This is a genomic window from Actinacidiphila sp. bgisy167 (assembly GCF_965342175.1).
Taxonomy (GTDB): domain Bacteria; phylum Actinomycetota; class Actinomycetes; order Streptomycetales; family Streptomycetaceae; genus Actinacidiphila.
Genome location: NZ_CBDRBL010000036.1, coordinates 39844 through 57056 on the forward strand (window position 1 = coordinate 39844; position 17213 = coordinate 57056).

The 17213-nt window shown below is 72.1% G+C and carries 14 protein-coding genes; 4 read left to right on the plus strand and 10 right to left on the minus strand.

What is annotated here, in order from left to right; translation table 11 throughout:
- Positions 1-1028: 1028 nt before the first annotated feature.
- Together ACRWND_RS16200 and ACRWND_RS16205 are read right to left on the minus strand one after the other, a co-directional pair.
- Complete coding sequence (locus ACRWND_RS16200; protein WP_431949831.1) at positions 1029-2693, minus strand: DEAD/DEAH box helicase; 1665 nt, start codon at positions 2691-2693, stop codon at positions 1029-1031.
- An 86-nt stretch (positions 2694-2779) separates the two neighbouring features.
- Positions 2780-2983 (minus strand): cold-shock protein, encoded by a 204-nt coding sequence (locus ACRWND_RS16205; protein WP_319137404.1) that lies wholly within the window; start codon positions 2981-2983, stop codon positions 2780-2782.
- 134 nt (positions 2984-3117) lie between these two features.
- Here ACRWND_RS16205 and ACRWND_RS16210 point away from each other — a divergent pair, with 134 nt between their 5' ends.
- Positions 3118-4101 (plus strand): phytoene/squalene synthase family protein, encoded by a 984-nt coding sequence (locus ACRWND_RS16210; RefSeq protein WP_431949856.1) that lies wholly within the window; start codon positions 3118-3120, stop codon positions 4099-4101.
- Positions 4098-5114: a DUF5914 domain-containing protein gene (locus ACRWND_RS16215; protein WP_431949834.1), complete on the plus strand. Its 1017-nt coding sequence runs from the start codon at positions 4098-4100 to the stop codon at positions 5112-5114. Before ACRWND_RS16210 ends, ACRWND_RS16215 begins: the two co-directional genes overlap by 4 nt.
- Positions 5115-5424: 310 nt before the next feature.
- Here the strand turns inward: ACRWND_RS16215 and ACRWND_RS16220 are convergent, their stop codons facing one another.
- Together ACRWND_RS16220 and ACRWND_RS16225 are read right to left on the minus strand one after the other, a co-directional pair.
- Positions 5425-6993 carry an FAD-dependent oxidoreductase gene (locus ACRWND_RS16220; RefSeq protein ID WP_431949836.1) on the minus strand — a complete coding sequence of 523 codons (1569 nt, stop codon included), beginning with the start codon at positions 6991-6993 and terminating at the stop codon, positions 5425-5427.
- A complete protein-coding gene (locus ACRWND_RS16225; RefSeq protein WP_431949838.1) occupies positions 6990-8192 on the minus strand; it encodes a lycopene cyclase family protein in 1203 nt (400 codons plus the stop codon). The genes ACRWND_RS16220 and ACRWND_RS16225 overlap by 4 nt, the downstream gene beginning before the upstream one ends.
- Positions 8193-8427: 235 nt before the next feature.
- Here ACRWND_RS16225 and ACRWND_RS16230 point away from each other — a divergent pair, with 235 nt between their 5' ends.
- The gene (locus ACRWND_RS16230) at positions 8428-8751 is read left to right on the plus strand and encodes a hypothetical protein (RefSeq protein ID WP_431949840.1); all 324 of its coding nucleotides are present in this window, start codon (positions 8428-8430) and stop codon (positions 8749-8751) included.
- Positions 8752-9189: 438 nt separating this feature from the next.
- Here ACRWND_RS16230 and ACRWND_RS16235 read toward each other — a convergent pair whose 3' ends face one another.
- The 4 genes from ACRWND_RS16235 to ACRWND_RS16250 are packed head-to-tail and all read right to left on the minus strand — an operon-like array spanning position 9190 to position 14279.
- Positions 9190-9402, minus strand: coding sequence for a formate dehydrogenase subunit delta (locus ACRWND_RS16235; RefSeq protein ID WP_431949842.1), 213 nt, complete (start codon positions 9400-9402; stop codon positions 9190-9192).
- A gap of 1 nt (position 9403) precedes the next feature.
- A complete protein-coding gene (gene fdhF, locus ACRWND_RS16240; RefSeq protein WP_431949844.1) occupies positions 9404-12214 on the minus strand; it encodes a formate dehydrogenase subunit alpha in 2811 nt (936 codons plus the stop codon).
- Complete coding sequence (locus ACRWND_RS16245) at positions 12211-13827, minus strand: formate dehydrogenase beta subunit (protein WP_431949846.1); 1617 nt, start codon at positions 13825-13827, stop codon at positions 12211-12213. Before ACRWND_RS16245 ends, fdhF begins: the two co-directional genes overlap by 4 nt.
- A complete protein-coding gene (locus ACRWND_RS16250; RefSeq protein WP_431949848.1) occupies positions 13821-14279 on the minus strand; it encodes a formate dehydrogenase subunit gamma in 459 nt (152 codons plus the stop codon). The genes ACRWND_RS16245 and ACRWND_RS16250 overlap by 7 nt, the downstream gene beginning before the upstream one ends.
- Positions 14280-14635: 356 nt before the next feature.
- Between ACRWND_RS16250 and ACRWND_RS16255 the strand changes: the two genes are divergently transcribed.
- On the plus strand, positions 14636-15325 hold the full coding sequence (locus ACRWND_RS16255) for a GntR family transcriptional regulator (RefSeq protein ID WP_431949850.1): 690 nt from the start codon (positions 14636-14638) through the stop codon (positions 15323-15325).
- Here the strand turns inward: ACRWND_RS16255 and ACRWND_RS16260 are convergent.
- Positions 15283-16098, minus strand: coding sequence for an acyl-CoA dehydrogenase family protein (locus tag ACRWND_RS16260; RefSeq protein WP_431949852.1), 816 nt, complete (start codon positions 16096-16098; stop codon positions 15283-15285). The genes ACRWND_RS16255 and ACRWND_RS16260 overlap by 43 nt on opposite strands.
- Before the next feature lie 240 nt (positions 16099-16338).
- Positions 16339-16890, minus strand: a complete 552-nt coding sequence (locus tag ACRWND_RS16265; RefSeq protein ID WP_431949854.1) for a beta-class carbonic anhydrase — start codon at positions 16888-16890, stop codon at positions 16339-16341.
- Between the last annotated feature and the right edge of the window lie 323 nt (positions 16891-17213).

Consider the following 17213-nt stretch of genomic DNA (forward strand, 5'->3'; position numbering starts at 1 on the left):
TGCCTGGGGCATCTGATGCCGCCTCACCGCAGCGCTCACCCAACGCGGGTAAAAGACTGGTAAGGCGGGCGCCGCGCCCTGCCGGAGGGCGGCCAGGTCCCGCGCGAAACGTCCGCGGGCGGCCCAGCCGCCCCGCGAACGCCCGCTCCGCGCTCAGACCGACCTCCGCACCACCGGCGGCGGGGACCGCTCCGCCAGTGCCGACGGCCGGGCGACGGGCGGCCCGGACGGGTCCGGGCTCGCCTCCGGGGCACCATGGACCTCCACTCCACCGAGGGGATCGCGCGCTCCAGCACGAACCACTCGTCGGGCCGCCCGTGGAGGCGGGCCGCCGCCGGGCCTCGGCCGAACCGAGAACGCCCGCGCACCGGCCCGGACAGGCCGCCGCCGCGCCTCGGCCGCCGGGATCTCCACCGTGGCATCCGCCCCGAGCGGCCGCGCGAGCGCGCCGCGTACGGCCGCCGTCCGGGGATCGGGTTCGCCGGGACGGCCGTGCCCGACCCGGGCGGGCAGGGCTTCCGGGGAGTCAGAGGCGTGGAAGGACAGCCGCCCGCGGCGGGTCGGCGGCGCAGGGCGGTCCCTTCGAACCGCGCTGTCGGCAGCGGCACCGGGCCGCACGCGGAGAGGATGACCCTCCGTGGCCCGGCCGGGGGCACAGTCGGCGAGCACGTCGCGCCGGGGCGGAGGCTGTGACGCCGCGTCAGCGGCACGTGGAGCAGAGGCGTGGAAAGACAGCCGCCCGCGGCGGGTCGGCGGCGCAGGGCGGTCCCTTCGAACCGCGCTGTCGGCAGCGGCACCGGGCCGCACGCGGAGAGGATGACCCTCCGTGGCCCGGCCGGGGGCACAGTCGGCGAGCACGTCGCGCCGGGGCGGAGGCTGTGACACTGCGTCAGCGGCACGTGGAGCGGATGCGGTCGATCACGCCCCTGCCGCGGTTCTGGGTGACGTCGTCGAGCCCTGGCGTCTCCCGGTAGGGATGAGCGCCCGGCGCGGCACGCGCCCGGCGCTCATCCAGCGTCCTCGCCGGGTCAGCCCGCGGGGTTGCGGCGGCCGCCCCGGCGGCCCTCGCCGCCGCCCGCGGGCCGCCGACCGGAGCCGCGGGTCCCCGCGCCGGCGCCGTTTCCGGTGGCCGCGCCTGCCGCCCCACGGCCGCCCGAGGCACCCCCGCTGCCGCCCGTCGCCGGGCGCGAACCCGCCCGGCGGGGGGCGCCGCCGGCCGCCGTGGAGGTCCCGGCCGCGGAACGGCGGTCCGTACCCCTGCCGCCGTTTCCGGCCGCGGCGCCCGTCGGCGCGGCCCCCGCAGCGCCGCCGCGACGCCGCCGGGCGGTCCGCCCGCCGTTGCCCGCGCCGTCCCTCCGGTCCTCGCGGGCCGCCCGCGGCGCGGCCGCAGGCTGCGGGACCTCGATGGTGACGGCGACACCGGACGGCTCACGCGCCCCGGTGAGGGTGCTCAGTTCCGGGGCGCTCGAGGTGATGCGCGCCGTCCGGGGACGGATCCCCGCGTCCGACATCAGCCGGGTGACGTCCCGCTTCTGCTCGGGCAGGACCAGCGTGACCACCCGGCCGGAGCCGCCGGCGCGGGCCGTACGGCCGCCGCGGTGGAGGTAGTCCTTGTGGTCGGTGGGGGGATCGACGTTCACGACGAGGTCGAGGTCGTCGATGTGTATGCCGCGGGCCGCGACGTTCGTGGCGACCAGCGCCGTCACCTGGCCGCTCTTGAACTGCTCCAGGGTGCGGTTGCGCTGCGGCTGGGAGCGGCCGCCGTGCAGTGCCGCCGCCCGGACCCCGACGGCCAGCAGCCGCTTGGCGAGCCGGTCGGCGGACCGCTTGGTGTCGAGGAAGAGGATGACCCGTCCGTCACGGGCCGCGATGCGGGTGGTGACGGCCTTCTTGTCGGTCTCGTCCAGGACGTGGAGCACATGGTGCTCCATGGTGGTCACCGCCCCCGCGGACGGGTCCACGGAGTGCACCACCGGGTCGGTCAGGAACCGCTGGACCAGGCGGTCGATGTTGCCGTCCAAGGTCGCCGAGAAGAGCATCCGCTGCCCGTCCGGCCGCACCCGCTCGATCAGCCGGGTGATCTGCGGCAGGAAGCCCATGTCGGTCATCTGGTCGGCTTCGTCCAGCACCGTGATGCCGACGCTGCCGAGCACGCAGTCGCCCTGCTGCACCAGGTCGTTCAGCCGTCCGGGGGTGGCCACCAGCACCTCGACGCCGCGCCGGAGCGTGGCCGCCTGCTTCGCCATCGACAGCCCGCCGACCACGGTGGCCATGCGGAGGTTCACCGCCGTCGCGTACGGGGTCAGCGCGTCCGTCACCTGCTGCGCGAGTTCGCGGGTCGGCACCAGCACGAGGCCGAGGGGAGCCTTGGGCTCGGCGCGCAGTCCGGCCGTGCGGGCCAGCAGCGCCAGTCCGAAGGCGAGGGTCTTGCCCGAGCCCGTGCGGCCCCGGCCCAGCAGGTCGCGCCCGGCGAGCGAGTTCGGCAGCGTGGCGGCCTGGATGGGGAACGGGGTGGTGACGCCCTGCGCGGTGAGGGTCTTCAGCAGTCCCGCCGGCATGTCGAGAGCCGCGAAGTCCTCGACGGCGGGAAGTGCGGGTGTCGTGCTTTCCGGCAGCCGGAACTCCCTCGGCGACGCCGTGGAAGGTGCCGACGGCGACACGCGCCGATTCGTTTTCTGGGGCCTGCGTGACATGCGGTTCTTGGCCTTCCTGGAGCAGCGCAAACCGGGGTCCGCACCGTGACGGTGCGGACCCCGGTGAGCAGGTACGCGTCCGGCGATCAGGCGGGGACGATGTTCTCCGCCTGCGGGCCCTTCTGGCCCTGCGTGACGTCGAAGGTGACCCGCTGGCCCTCCAGGAGCTCACGGAAGCCCTGGGTGGCGATGTTCGAGTAGTGGGCGAAGACGTCGGGGCCGCCGCCGTCCTGCTCGATGAAGCCGAAACCCTTTTCGGCGTTGAACCACTTCACGGTTCCCTGTGCCATGACATTCTCCTTCTGTAGGCAGAGGGCCCATCCGGAGATGCCGGAGAACAAATAATGCGCCTGCGGGGAAAGAATTCCGTCAGGCGCACATAGGTCTTATGGGTACCACAACTGCAACCCGGTCACGGTAGCACATCGGGAGCCGACCCCGCGTTCGGGGGCGGGCCGCCGCCCACGGCCGACGCTGGCCCCAGGCGCCCACGGGCCAGCACGGAAGGACGTACTTCCTCGCCACCCGCCTGCTCACCCCGGACCGGCGACCCTTCGTGCACGCCCTGTACGGCTTCGCCCGCTGGGCCGACGACATCGTCGACGACGACCCCGGAGCCACCGCCCTCGCCGACCGGCGGCGAGCACTCACCGAGCTGGAAGCCGTGATGCTCGACGCCCTGCGCACCGGCGACGCCGAACATCCCGTCATCACCGCGCTCGCGGACACGGTCCGCCGGTACCGGCTCGACCACGCGCTGTTCACCGACTTCATGGCGTCCATGCGCATGGACCTGACCGTGACCGACTACCCCGCCTACGACGACCTCGCCCGCTACATGCACGGCTCGGCCGCGGTCATCGGACTCCAGGTCCTGCCCGTCCTCGGCACCGTCAGCTCCCGCGAAGAGGCGGAACCCGCCGCGGCCGCCCTCGGTGTGGCCTTCCAGCTCACCAACTTCCTGCGCGACGTCGGGGAGGACCTCGACAGGGGCCGCGTCTACATCCCGGGCGACATCCTGGCCGCCCACGGAGCCGACCACCGGTTGCTGACCTGGTGCCGCCGGCGCGGCACCACCGACCCACGTGTCCGCGCCGCCCTGCGCGAGACCGCCGCGCTCACACGTCGTGTGTACCGGCAGGCCGCCACCGGCATACCTCTGCTCGCCCCCGTCTCCCGCCCCTGCGTCCACACCGCGCTGGCGCTCTACCAGCGCATCCTCGACGAGATCGAGGCGGCCGAATACCCCGTGCTCCACCGGCGCGTGACCGTGCCCCGCGCCCGGCGAGCCCGTGAAGCCGCCCGTGGCCTGCTCGCCGTCGCCTCGAGCCGCATCGTGCACCGTGCCCGTCCGCACGAGGTGCCGTCCGGGGCTGCCTCCGACACACCCTGGGAGTCGACCGCATGAAACGTGCACTACGGTCCCTCAACCCCCTGACCCGCCTCTCCGGCGGCCGGTGGGAGGATCAGCGGCCGACCTGGCGCGAGGCGAGACCAAGCGTGATCGCGTCCGCGCTGAAACGAGCGGAGGCTCGCCCGTCCGGGAACTGGTACGTCGCCGCGGCCAGTGGCGAAGTCGGCAACCGCCGCATCACGGCCCGGACAGTGGCGGGACTCGAGATCGTCCTGTGGCGGGACACCGAGGGGCAGGTCCACTCCGCCCCCGGCGCCTGCCCCCATCTGGGCGCCCCGCTGTGCGACAGCTTCCTACGGGACGGCACCATCGTCTGCCACTGGCACGGGCTCGCGCTCAAGCCCTCCGGCTTCCCGGGCTGGACGCCCTACCCCGCCCACGACGACGGACTGCTGGTGTGGATCCGCTTGGACGCCGTCGGCGCCGAAACCCCGACACCGGCTCCCCGCGTACCTCAGCGCCCCGCTCTGAACGAGTCGCTTGCAACCGTCATGACGGTCGTCGGCCGCTGCGAGCCCGAGGACGTCGTCGCCAATCGGCTGGACCCATGGCACGGCGCATGGTTCCACCCCTACTCCTTCGCGGACCTCACCGTGCCCCACGCGCCGGACGCCACTGTCGAGGGCACGGCGGACCCGGCCGCCGACCGCTTCCTGGTCGGCGTCGCCTTCCGCCTCCGGGGACGCCTGGGAGTTCCCGTGCGAGCCGAGTTCACCGCGCCCGGGCCCCGCACCGTCCTGATGCGGATCATCTCGGGAGAGGGCGTCACCAGCGTCGTCGAGACCCACGCCACTCCCCTCGGCGAAGACGGCCGCGGGCAGCCCCGCACAGCTGTGATCGAAGCCGTCGTCGCGTACTCGCAGCGCCCAGGATTCGCCGCCGCGCGTCGGGCCGCCCCGCTGCTTCGGCCGCTGCTGCGGCGCACCGCCGCCCGCCTGTGGAGGGACGACCTGGCCTATGCCGAGCGCCGCTACGAGCTCCGGCGTCAGGGCCGGTTCCCCGGCTGAGCGGCGTCCCGTGTCAGCGGCTCGTCGGGAGGAGTCAGGTTGATCGGCGTAGGACGCGGCGAGGGCGAGCCGTCGCATGGGTGGGTCTGTCCGAGCACTGGCAGTCCCTCGCGACGGGCGACGTGCGGGACACGCCGCGCTGCCGCCGCCTTGCCTCGCCTGCTCTGCGTCTGGGCCGGTCGCGGGCCGATGACTCGTACGGTGACCGTCCCGTGGTGGCCCCGCCTTCGGCAGTCCAGGCTCAGGACATCCGCGAAGACGTCCTCGCACTCGGCCGATACGGGGCGCCCATGTATTGATCGGTACGGATTCAGCTCAATCGGGCCAGGGACCGCATGAAGCGGTTACGGCCGGCCGGGGGCACGGACCACAGGGGATGGCCGCGTACCCCCCATGTCGCCAAAAGCGCGTTGGCCGCCTGCATGCCCGTAGTGGCAGCGCGTTCCATCAAGGCCACCGGTACCGCGGTGCGCACCAGGTCTCCGGCGAGCACAAGACGGGGGTGGCCGGTGAGCACAGTAGGCCGGTCATGGTAGCTGCCGACGGAGAACAGCGGGCAGTCCTGCTGCCATTCGTGGCGAGCGTCGACCACTGTCGCGTCAGCGCATTCGGGATAGATCCGAGCCAGTTCGCGGAGCATCGTATCCTCGATGCCGGCCCGGTCGGCGGTCGCGTCGACGGCATAGGCATGGAGCTCCACGACCGAACCACCGGTTGCCTTCGCCCAGCGCGCCGCGTCGCCCTCCCAGAGGTTCAGGACGCTGACATTGTCGACGGGGCCGAAGCCGCTGGTGCCGAGGAAGCCCGGGCGGTCGGGGTGCACGGGGCGGTCCAGCCAGTAGCGCGAGACCAGGAAGGGCGGCGCCTGCCGAAGGCGTTCGATACCCGCGCGCCAACTGCCACCCCCGAGGTTCGGCGATCCCCCCACCAGCGCCTGCAGTCCAGCGCTGTCCAAAGCGAGGACCACGGCGTCGTAATGGTCTTCTTCGAGGGCATCCGGCGAAACGGTGGCAGAACGGGTCACACGGAAGCCGTCGGCGTGAGGTGCTACGGACAAGACCGTGGTTCCGGTGTTGATGGTGGCGCCGAGCGCGGACAGATGTCCGGCCAACGGGTTCCACAGCGCCTGCGGGTAGGCCTCGCAGGGAACGTCGAACAGCAGCCCCTCGGAGGATCCCAGAAAGTAGATGTGAAACATCAGCACGAGCTCAGCGGCGGAGAGTTGTCTCGGGTCGGCGAAGAAACTGCGGGAGAACACCTCGAACGCCAGGTCGCGGGCCTGCTCCGGGAATCGGATGCGATCCAGGAAGTCCGCCGCACTGACCTTGTCGAGCTGCTCGTACACGTCCGGGACACGCACGTCCAACAGGGGAAGGGCGGCCCTCGGATTCATCCCGGACAGGCCCGCCCAGCCGAAGCTGGGGCTGCGGGCGACAAAACCCAGCACACTCCACGGGGGCGTTCGCGGCACCTTGCGGAAGCTGTCGCGGGCACCGGTGCTGCGCTGGAGCGGATAGTCGGCCAGCGGTCGCAGCACACCCAGGCCGGGGTCGACCCGGCGCAGCAGTCCGCGCAGGTTGTAATACTGGCGAAAGAAGGCGTGAAAGCCCCGGCTCATCGTGGTCGTCGATCCATCGGCCAAAGTGGTCCGCCATCCAGCGGCCCGGCCGCCGAGCACTTCTTCCCGTTCGAGCAGGTCGACGCGCACGCCCCGTTCGGACAGTCCGGTTGCTGCCGCGAGCCCGGCGATGCCCCCACCGACCACGGCCACACGTGGCGCGGGTGCCGGAACGCTGTCGCGGCCGGCCTTGGCCGGCCACAGGGCGGCCCTGCGGTCGAGGCCGTGACGGATCGGCCGGTACGGCCGGCTCTCGCTCATGTGGTGGCCCTTCGTCGAGGGATCAGGGGGAGTTCGAGGAGCGAGCGCAGCATCGCGGGCACTGGAGTGCTCAGGCCGATGCGCCACTCGTCGCGCGGGGTTGACGTGCCGTCCAGGAAACGCAGCACGCGGTCCGGAGGATTGCGCCGGAACAAGTCTTCGAAGAACGCCGGCCCCGCCCGGCCGGTCGCGAGCGCTCGCAGCATGACGGCGTCCATGAGCCGATGCCTGGCCGCGTGCGCCTGCGGAGGCTCCGGAATCCGGCCGGCGCGCCAGGCGGCCGCGATTGCGGCCGACTGCCGCTGAATGGCGGCGAAGGCATACCCTGTCGAAGGGCGAGTCGCGCCGCCGGCCACACCGATCCGGAACACGTGTTCGCCGTCGCGGCGCGGGAAGTCCCCGTCTGTCATCGGGATCACCCCCTGTTCGATTCCGGTGACGTGAAAGCCTCCCAACGGAAGGCTGCTGTCCAGATACGCCTCCAGTGCCGCGTCGTAAGTCGACTCCGGCAGCGGTGCGTCGGAGAACTCCGTGTACTCGACCAGCGCCTCACGCGGGGAGAAGGGCAGCACATATGCGAAGGAGAGCCCGCGCTCGGGCTGTCGGGTGCGGAAGTCCATGAGGTCTGCCACGTCCGGCTCGAAACGCTCCTCGCGTGTGGTGACGAACCACCCCCGAAAGTGCTGGAGGAGCGTGGTCCGGGCGGCGGGCATCGCCTGCGGCGGTCGAGAGTCGAAGACCCAGCGGGCACTCAGTCGTATCGGGCGCCCCGATGAGTCCGAAGCGGAGACGTCGGCACCACCACAGGTGTCTCGTACACCGGTGACGGTCGCTTCCACCATCCGAACACAGGGCCTGTTGGCGAGCGCGCCGCCCACCTCCCGCAGGAAGTCGACCGAACGGATCATCTTGTAGGCGCGCTGGGAAGGAACCAGCATCCGCCTCCCGTCACGCGTCGTGATCCGCAGACGATTCCAGCGGGCGGTGACGAGGGAGTCGTCGTACTCACCCGGCTCGCTCTCCCAGAAGCACCACGTGCGGTCGGGCGAGCGCACAAGCGATTCCCGCGGAGGCTCGACGATGATCACCGAGGGCGGCGCGTGATCATCCGGCTTTGCCGACGCTGTCAGTCGACGAGCCAGCGACAATCCCGCAGCACCCGCTCCGACGATGAGGACGTCGGCAGCGGCGTCGGTCACGGATCCTCCCAGACGGTAGTGGTCAATGGAATCGTGATCACTGCTCCTTCCGCCGCCGGGGGCAGACCGGATGCACCCCACACGTCGTACTCGCCCTCCGGGTTCCCGGGCCGAGCGGCACATCGACACGCTCATGAGGCGCCCGACCTTGGATTCCACTGTCCGCATACCGGTGCATCCGAGGGCAGCCGCCACGCCGAATAAGAGACGATGTTCCCTGCCTGAGGTGGGAGCCTTGGACGACACAGGTGAGGCCGATGTCCAGCCCGCGCGCCCCAGCCCTGCGCTCGGGCGAGCGGCGGTGGACCACCTGCGATCGGCGACGCTCGCCGACCTCGCGTCGGGAGAGGCCTCAGCCGAGGAAACCCGCGCGGCCGGTGACCATCTGCGGCAGTGCGGCGACTGCCGTGAGGACCTGCGGACACTGCGTCGGCTGGTCCGTACCGCGCGCTGCGGTGCCGTGGAGGTCCTGCCACCGCCCCCGGACCGCGTCTGGCGGGCCATCTCCGAACGACTGCACGAGGGGTCGGCACCCCCCGGCGACCGGCCACCCGCGTGACCTGTCGATGCGCGACGACAGGGCGGCGACAAGGCGACGACCGATTGGGTAGGCGTGCTGCGAGGCCGTTCCTGCCTGGTGCTACGCGCCCGCCGACGGCAACGGCTGATGTCGGCGCGGCGGCGTTGCAGAGCGCACAGGCCTCGGCGGACGTGAGCGCGTCGGCGAACGCTTGCTTCTCGCTAGGGAGCACCACGGCTCACGCTCCATGACGACCGCTGCCGAGCCCGCGGGAAGGCCCACGCCCAAGCCCCTCCTCCGCCTCGCCCGCCACCGCGTCAGCGGCGTGTTCGCCGGGCTCAGCGACGGCACCTCCTGCCAACCCCGCACCCACGGCTCGCTCGACGAAGTACAGAGAGGCGCCCCCGGCGCCCGGAAGCCCGGCCGGCCCGGGCCAGCCGGGCCCACCCGGGCCGGCCGGGGCTTCCGGGTGTGTCGTCAGCGCAGCAGTTTCACCGCCTCGACGACCAAGGGGTGCAGTCCGCCCGACCCCTCGTCGACGCAAGCGAAGAGCCGGCTGCGCATGCGCGGGTCCCAGAACCGGCCGATGTGGCCGGCGACGGCCTCCGCCGCCCGGTCGCCCGGCAGGTGGGCGAGGTTGGCCGCGATGTCGTTGGCCATCCGGCGCTCCGCCGGCACTGCGTCGGACATCTCAGTCCACCACCGTCAGCAGCTCGTCCTGCTCCTCGCGCCCGGCCCGCCGCGGGCGGGCGAGCCCCACCTGGACGGCGGTCACCTTGTACTCCGGGCAGTTGGTCGCCCAGTCGGAGTTCTCCGTGGTCACCACGTTGGCGCCGGTCACCGGGTGGTGGAAGGTGGTGTAGACGACCCCGGGCGGCATGCGGTCGGAGATCTCGGCCTTCAGCGTCGTCTCCCCGACCCGGCTCGCCAGCGTCACCATGTCGCCGTCCACGATGCCGCGGACCTCGGCGTCGTGGGGGTGCAGCTCCAGCACGTCCTCCGGGTGCCAGGCGACGTTGGCGGTACGGCGGGTCTGGGCCCCGACGTTGTACTGGCTGAGGATCCGTCCCGTGGTCAGGATCAGCGGGAAGCGCCGGGTGCTGCGCTCGGCGGTCGGCACGAAGGTCGTGACGACGAACTTGCCCTTGCCCCGCACGAACTCGTCCACGTGCATGACGGGCGTGCCCTCGGGCGCCTGCTCGTTGCACGGCCACTGGACGCTGCCCAGCTTGTCCAGCAGCTGGAAGGAGACACCGGTGAAGGTCGGCGTGACCTGGGCGATCTCGTCCATGATCTGACCGGGGTGGTCATAGGACATCGGGTGGCCCATGGCGGTGGCGATCTCGGAGACGATCTGCCACTCGTGCTTGCCCGTCTTCGGCTTCATCACCGCGCGCACCCGGTTGATGCGGCGCTCGGCGTTGGTGAAGGTGCCGTCCTTCTCCAGGAAGGACGCGCCCGGCAGGAAGACGTGGGCGAACTTCGCCGTCTCGTTGAGGAACAGGTCCTGCACGACGACCAGTTCCATGGCCTCGAGCGCCGCGGTGACGTGCCTGAGGTTGGGGTCGGACTGGGCGATGTCCTCGCCGTGGACGAACAGGCCGCGGAAGGACCCGTCGATCGCCGCGTCGAACATGTTCGGGATGCGCAGCCCGGGCTCGGCGAGAAGGGTGCCGCCCCACAGGTTCTCGAAGACGGTGCGCACGGCGTCGTCGGAGACGTGCCGGTAGCCGGGCAGCTCGTGCGGGAACGAGCCCATGTCGCAGGAGCCCTGCACGTTGTTCTGCCCGCGCAGCGGGTTGACCCCGACGCCGTCGCGGCCGATGTTGCCGCAGGCCATGGCGAGGTTGGCCATGCCCATCACCATCGTGGAGCCCTGGCTGTGCTCGGTGACGCCGAGGCCGTAGTAGATCGCGCCGTTCGGCGCCTGCGCGTACAGCCGGGCGGCGGCGCGCAGTTCCTCGGCCGGCACGCCGGTGATCTCCTCCGTGGCCTCCGGGCTGTTCTCCGGGCGGGCGATGAACTGCGCCCACTCGTCGAAGTCCTCGCACCGCTCGTCCACGAAGGCCCGGTCGACCAGGCCCTCGGTGACGACCACGTGCGCCATGGCGTTCACGACGGCGACGTTGGTGCTGGGCCGCAGCTGGAGGTGGTGCTCCGCCTCGATGTGCGGGGAGCGGACCAGGTCGATGCGGCGCGGGTCGACGACGATGAGCTTGGCGCCCTCGCGCAGCCTGCGCTTCATCCGGGAGGCGAACACCGGGTGGCCGTCCGTGGGGTTGGCCCCGATCACCATGATGACGTCGGCCTCGGCGACGGACCGGAAGTCCTGCGTGCCGGCGGACTCGCCGAAGGTCTGCTTGAGTCCGTACCCCGTCGGGGAGTGGCAGACCCGGGCGCAGGTGTCGACGTTGTTGTTGCCGAAGGCGGCGCGCACCATCTTCTGGACGACGTAGACCTCTTCGTTGGTGCACCGCGAGGAGGTGATCGCGCCGATCGCGCCCGATCCGAAATGGTCCTGGAGCTCGCGCATCCGCCGGGCGACCGTGCCGATGGCCTCGTCCCACTCGACCTCGCGCCAGGGATCGGTGATCTTCTCCCGCAGCATGGGCTTCAGCACCCGGTCGGGGTGGCTGGCGTAGCCGAAGGCGAAGCGGCCCTTGACGCAGGAGTGGCCCTCGTTGGCGCCGCCGTCCTTGTACGGCACCATCCGCACGAGTTCGTCACCGCGCAGCTCGGCCTTGAAGGAGCAGCCGACCCCGCAGTACGCGCAGGTGGTGACCACCGAGCGGGTGGGCATGCCGAGCTCGACGACCGACTTCTCCTGCAGCGTCGAGGTGGGGCAGGCCTGCACGCACGCGCCGCAGGAGACGCACTCGGAGTCCATGAAGGACTCGCCGGCGCCCGGCGAGACCTTGGAGTCGAAGCCGCGCCCCTCGATGGTGAGCGCGAAGGTGCCCTGGACCTCGCCGCAGGCGCGGACGCAGCGGGAGCAGACGATGCACTTGGACGCGTCGAAGTCGAAGTAGGGGTTGGAGGTGTCCTTCTCGGCGGCGAGGTGGTTCTCGCCCTCGTAGCCGAAGCGGACCTGCCGCAGCCCGACCACGCCGGCCATGTCCTGCAGTTCGCAGTCGCCGTTGGCCGGGCAGGTGAGGCAGTCCAGCGGGTGGTCGGAGATGTAGAGCTCCATGACGCCCTGGCGGAGCTTGGCCACCTTGGGCGTCTGGGTGCTCACCTTCATCCCGTCCGCCACCGGTGTGGTGCAGGAGGCCGGGGTCCCCCGCCGGCCGTCGATCTCCACCACGCACAGCCGGCAGGAGCCGAACGGCTCGAGGCTGTCGGTGGCGCAGAGCTTGGGGATGTCGATGCCGGCGAGCGCGGCGGCGCGCATCACCGACGTGCCCTCGGGCACGGTCACCGGCAGCCCGTCCACCTCCACCGACACCGTCGCCGGTCCGGGTCGCTCCGGTGTCCCGAAGTCGGGTTCCTTGAGGAGTGTCATGCCGTGCCCTCCGTCCTGCCTCCATGGGCGTGCGTGCGGGGGATCGCCCGGCCGGGGTCGCGGGCGAGGAAGTCGTCGGGGAAGTGGGCTATGGCGCTGCGCACGGGCATCGGGGTGAGCCCGCCCATCGCGCACAGGGAGCCGTCGGTCATCAGCTCGCACAGGTCCTCGAGCAGGGCCAGGTTCTCGTCCCGCCGCTCACCGGCCACGATCTTGTCGATCGTCTCGACGCCGCGGACCGAGCCCACCCGGCAGGGAGTGCACTTGCCGCAGGACTCCTCGGCGCAGAACTCCATCGCGAACCGGGCCTGGGCGGCCATGTCGACGGTCTCGTCGAACACGACGACGCCGCCGTGTCCCAGCATCGCGCCGGCCTCGGCGAAGGCCTCGTACTCCATCGGCAGGTCGAACATCGTGGTCGGCAGGTAGGCGCCGAGCGGGCCGCCCACCTGCACCGTGCGGACCGGCCGCCCGGACAGGGTCCCGCCGCCGTACTCCTCGACCAGTTCGCGCAGGGTGACGCCGAAGGCGGTCTCCACGATGCCGCCGCGGGCGATGTTCCCGCCGAGCTGGAACACCTGGGTGCCGCGCGAGCGCTCCACGCCGAGTTCCTGGTAAGCCTTCGCTCCCTCGGCGAGGATGACCGGCACCGTGGCGAGGGTGAGGACGTTGTTGACGACCGTCGGCTTGCCGAACAGGCCCTCGATCGCGGGGATGGGCGGCTTGGCGCGGACGGTGCCGCGCTTGCCCTCCAGGCTCTCCAGCATGGAGGTCTCCTCGCCGCAGATGTACGCGCCGGCGCCGACGCGTACGTGCAGCTCGAAGTCGAGCGGGGAGCCGAGAACGCCCTTGCCGAGCCACCCCTGCTCGCGCGCGATCTCGATCGCCGCGCGCATCGTGGCCACCGCGTCGGGGTACTCGGAACGGATGTAGAGGTAGCCCTCGCGCGCGCCGACGGCGTGTGCGGCGATCGTCATGCCCTCGATGAGCATGAAGGGGTCGCCCTCCATGACCATGCGGTCGGCGAAGGTGCCGCTGTCGCCCTCGTCGGCGTTGCAGCACACGAACTTGAGGTCGTCGACGCAGTCCAGGACGGTCTTCCACTTGATGCCGGCCGGGAACCCGGCGCCGCCGCGGCCGCGCAGACCGGAGTCGGTGACCTCGGTGACGACGTCCGCTGGGGCCATGCCGAGGGCGGTGCGCAGTCCGGCCAGGCCGCCGTGGGCCAGGTAGTCCTCCGGCGAGAGGGGGTCGGTCACCCCCATGCGGGAGAAGGTGACGCGTGTCTGGCGGACCAGCCAGGGCAGTTCGTCGACGACGCCGAGGCGCAGCGGGTGGTCGCCGCCCTCCAGCATCCCCGCGGCCAGCAGCCCCTCGACGTCCGAGGGGGTCACCGGCCCGTATCCGATGCGGCCGGCCGGGGTGACCACCTCGACCAGCGGCTCCAGCCACAGCATGCCGCGCGAGCCGTTGCGCACCACCGCGACGGGCGCCCCCCGCTCCGCCGCGGCGCTCCGCAGCGCGTCCGCCACCTCGTCAGCGCCGACCGATCTGGCCGCCGAGTCACGCGGGACGTAGACCGTCACCGTGGAGTCGGAAGAGTCCTTCAACATGCGACCGTCCCCTTGAGGATGGAGCCCAACCGGGCCGTGTCCACTCGTCCGTACAACCGCCCGTCGACCTCGACCGCCGGGCCCAGGGCGCAGTTGCCGAGGCAGAAGACCTGCTCGAGGGTGACCGAGCCGTCCGGGCTCGTCTCCCCCGGCGCCAGTCCCGCCTCCCGCGCGTAGCCCACCAGCGCGTCGGCGCCGAGGGCCTGGCAGGCCTCGGCACGGCAGATGCGCACCGTCGACCGTCCCGCCGGCTCGCGGCGGAAGTCGTGGTAGAAGGTCACCACTCCGTGGACGTCAGCTCTGGAGAGGTTGAACTCGTCGGCGAGCACTGGTATCGCCTCTTCGGGTACGCACCCCAACTCGGCCTGCAGCGCGTGCAGGACCGGCAGCAGCGCACCGCGCTGATCCCGATGATCAGCCACAACCGTCCGGACCACGTCTTCGACCGTCATGTCACTCCCGCCGATCGTCATTGACCACTCCGCCTTCGCCAGGTCAGGGAGTTCCGGCGCGGGATCGTCACAGAACCGCTTCGCCTTCCCGACGGGGCCGGCAGTACACCGCGACGATACCGCATACAAACTTCTGCATACAGAATGCCGAGGCCAAGACTTTTCCCCAACACCCTGCACATGGCCGCAGGTTGCCCGTCCTGCCGTGTCGCGCCGTGTCCGCATGGTGCCGCAGCAGAAGGCATGCTGCATACCAAAACCTGTATACTGAAGCCTCCCGCCGCCGACGACCCCTCACGGCGGCCGCCAGTACGGAGCCGTCGACCCAACAGGCTCGGCGGCAGAACGGGGGAAGCATGCGCGAGGCCCTGACGGCCGCGGCGACCCACCGGGTCGCCCGTCCCGCACCGCTGCGCCAGGCCGTGTACGACGCCCTCATCGAACTCGTCATCAGCGGCTCCCTGACGCCCGGTCAGCACCTGGTCGAGGCCGAACTCGCCGAGCACCTCGACGTCTCCCGCCAGCCGGTGCGCGAGGCCCTGCAGCGGCTGCAGACCGACGGGTGGGTGGACCTGCGTCCGGCCCAGGGCGCCTTCGTCCACTCCCCCACCGAGGAGGAGGCCGCCCAGCTGCTCGGCGTCCGCTCGGTGCTGGAGACGTACTCGGCCCGGCTCGCCGCAGAGAACGCCAAGCCCGAGGACGTCGACCGCCTCTGGGAGCTGCAGGAGGAAGGTGAGGCGGCGCTCGCCGCGGGCGAGGTGGAGCGCCTGGTCGCGGCCAACACGGCGCTGCACTCCTGCATCACGTCCATCGCCGCCAACGCCGTGCTGGCGGAGCTCATCTCGCAGGTGAGCCGGAAGGTGCGGTGGTACTACACCCCCATCGCCAAGCCCCGCGGCAAGGACGCCTGGAAGGAGCACGCCCAGCTCATCAGGGCCATTGCCAAGGGCGACGCCGAGCGCGCCGGCGAGATCATGCGCAAGCACACCGAGCGCACCGGCGACTACCGCAAGGCGGTCGCGGCGGAGGCCGCGGCGCTGAACTGAACCGCTCCGTCCGCGGCCGCCGTGACCGGTCGTCCTGTGGCCGCGGGGGCCTCCGCCGCGACCGCCACGGAAGGGTGCACGGCCGCTGCGCCCACGGCGTCCCGCAGTGCGCACAGCCACGGCAGCACCGTGCGCAGCACGATGTCGCCGCCCACGCCGTCCTCCCCCAGCATCGCGTCGGCGGGGACGAGGACCGGGTCGGCGAGCACCGTCGCGGTGGCGCTGCCCTGCGGACCTGTGCCGTCCGGCCGAGCGGGGACGAAGAGGTCGGACGCGTGCGCCGGCACCAGCCACAGGGTCAGCCCGTCCGCGGTGTCGAGCGGCAGCGACGACCAGACGTAGCTGTCGGCCTCCCCCGCCGCGACCACCTCGCGCTTGCGGGCGCGCAGGGCCACCACCTCACCCGAGCGGGAGACCGACGCCCCGACGGCGCCGTCCGCGGCACCCGCACGGTCCGCCAGGGCGAGGCTGCTGAGGTGGCGTCCGACGGCGATCTCACCGCGCACCCAGGGGCTGCCGCACGCCTCGATCACGGCGACGGCAGCGTAGTGGGACTGCAGCACGGCCGCGGTCGCCGGGCAGGCCCCGGCGACCCGTGCGACGACCTCGGCGGCCTCGTCCACGCCCCGGCCACCGCCGCCAAGGTCGGCGGAGACGGTCAGCCCGAGCAGTCCGGCCTCGCCCAGGGCGGTCACCGAGCCGCGCGGAAACCTCCCCTCCCGGCCGGTCCGCTCGGCACGGGGTGCGATGACGTCGCTCAGGACACGGGGCAAGGCGTTGCGGTACGACACGAGGTGACCCCCTCGGGGAACGGTTGCTGATCTGCCCTCAGGCAGCGGACGTGGGCACGACGGCGGACGGGGCGGCCGCACACGCCGAGGCGTGCTCGCCGGCCGCCCCGCCACCCGTACGCGCGGACCAGCCGCCGGGAGCAGCCGTCCCGCGTCTCCCGGCGGATTTGCCGTCCGCCGGTCCGCGCGCGGGTCTCGGGGGGCGTCGCCGCCCCGGGTGGCTCAGGGCCGCGGGTCGATCTCCCGCAGGAGCCCTGTCGCGACATCGAACACAAAGCCCCGTACGTCGTCGGTGTGGGGCAGGAAGGGAGAGGTGCGCACCCGCCGCATCGACTGCCGGACGTCCTGGTCGACGTCCTGGAAGGCCTCCACCGCCCACGCGGGACGCTGGCCGACCTCCATCTCGAGCTCGTGCCGGAAGCCCTCGGTGAGGGTCTGCAGACCGCAGCCGGTGTGGTGGATCAGCACCACGCTGCGGGTCCCGAGGGCGCGCTGGCTGATGGTCAGGGAGCGGACGGTGTCGTCGGTGACCACGCCGCCGGCGTTGCGGATGGTGTGGCAGTCGCCCAGTTCCAGACCGAGGGCGGCGTGCAGGTCGATCCGGGCGTCCATGCAGGCGACCACGGCCACCTGCAGCACGGGCCGGGCGCCCATGCCGGGGTCGGTGAACCCCGCGGCGTACTTGCGGTTGGACTCCACGAGGCGGTCGGTGACCGTCTGCTCGCCCGGGGTGCCGCCACCGGGCTGCAGGGACCCGTACGTTGACGTCGACATGGCTGTGGTGCGCTCCTTTTCTGGTGCGGCCGCCACGTGCTCGAAGCGTTCACGGAAGCGGCCGGTTCGGGGTGGACCACGGCGGCCGCCGCCGATCACGCGCCGTCCCGCCGGTCGATAGACGGGGTGAATCAACGCAGGCCGGACGGGAGGGCGCAGCGGCCCCGGTACGGCGGAGGGATCCGCCGGGGGGACGGGTCGCGCACCTGGCGCCGCCCCTACGGCGGAAGGTCGCACCGCCGGGTCGTCCCGCTGCCTGCGGGACGGCGCGCGTGGTCCGCGGTCATGGTCAGATCACTCCCTGCGCCTTGAGCCCCGCCAGT

Coding starts and splice junctions, on each gene's coding strand:
- ACRWND_RS16200 (WP_431949831.1), bottom strand. CDS start 2,693: ATGTCACGCAGGCCCCAGAAAACGAATCGGCGCGTGTCGCCGTCGGCA.
- ACRWND_RS16205 (WP_319137404.1), bottom strand. CDS start 2,983: ATGGCACAGGGAACCGTGAAGTGGTTCAACGCCGAAAAGGGTTTCGGC.
- ACRWND_RS16215 (WP_431949834.1), top strand. CDS start 4,098: ATGAAACGTGCACTACGGTCCCTCAACCCCCTGACCCGCCTCTCCGGC.
- ACRWND_RS16220 (WP_431949836.1), bottom strand. CDS start 6,993: ATGAGCGAGAGCCGGCCGTACCGGCCGATCCGTCACGGCCTCGACCGC.
- ACRWND_RS16235 (WP_431949842.1), bottom strand. CDS start 9,402: ATGTCCGACGCAGTGCCGGCGGAGCGCCGGATGGCCAACGACATCGCG.
- fdhF (WP_431949844.1), bottom strand. CDS start 12,214: ATGACACTCCTCAAGGAACCCGACTTCGGGACACCGGAGCGACCCGGA.
- ACRWND_RS16245 (WP_431949846.1), bottom strand. CDS start 13,827: ATGTTGAAGGACTCTTCCGACTCCACGGTGACGGTCTACGTCCCGCGT.
- ACRWND_RS16250 (WP_431949848.1), bottom strand. CDS start 14,279: ATGACGGTCGAAGACGTGGTCCGGACGGTTGTGGCTGATCATCGGGAT.
- ACRWND_RS16255 (WP_431949850.1), top strand. CDS start 14,636: ATGCGCGAGGCCCTGACGGCCGCGGCGACCCACCGGGTCGCCCGTCCC.
- ACRWND_RS16265 (WP_431949854.1), bottom strand. CDS start 16,890: ATGTCGACGTCAACGTACGGGTCCCTGCAGCCCGGTGGCGGCACCCCG.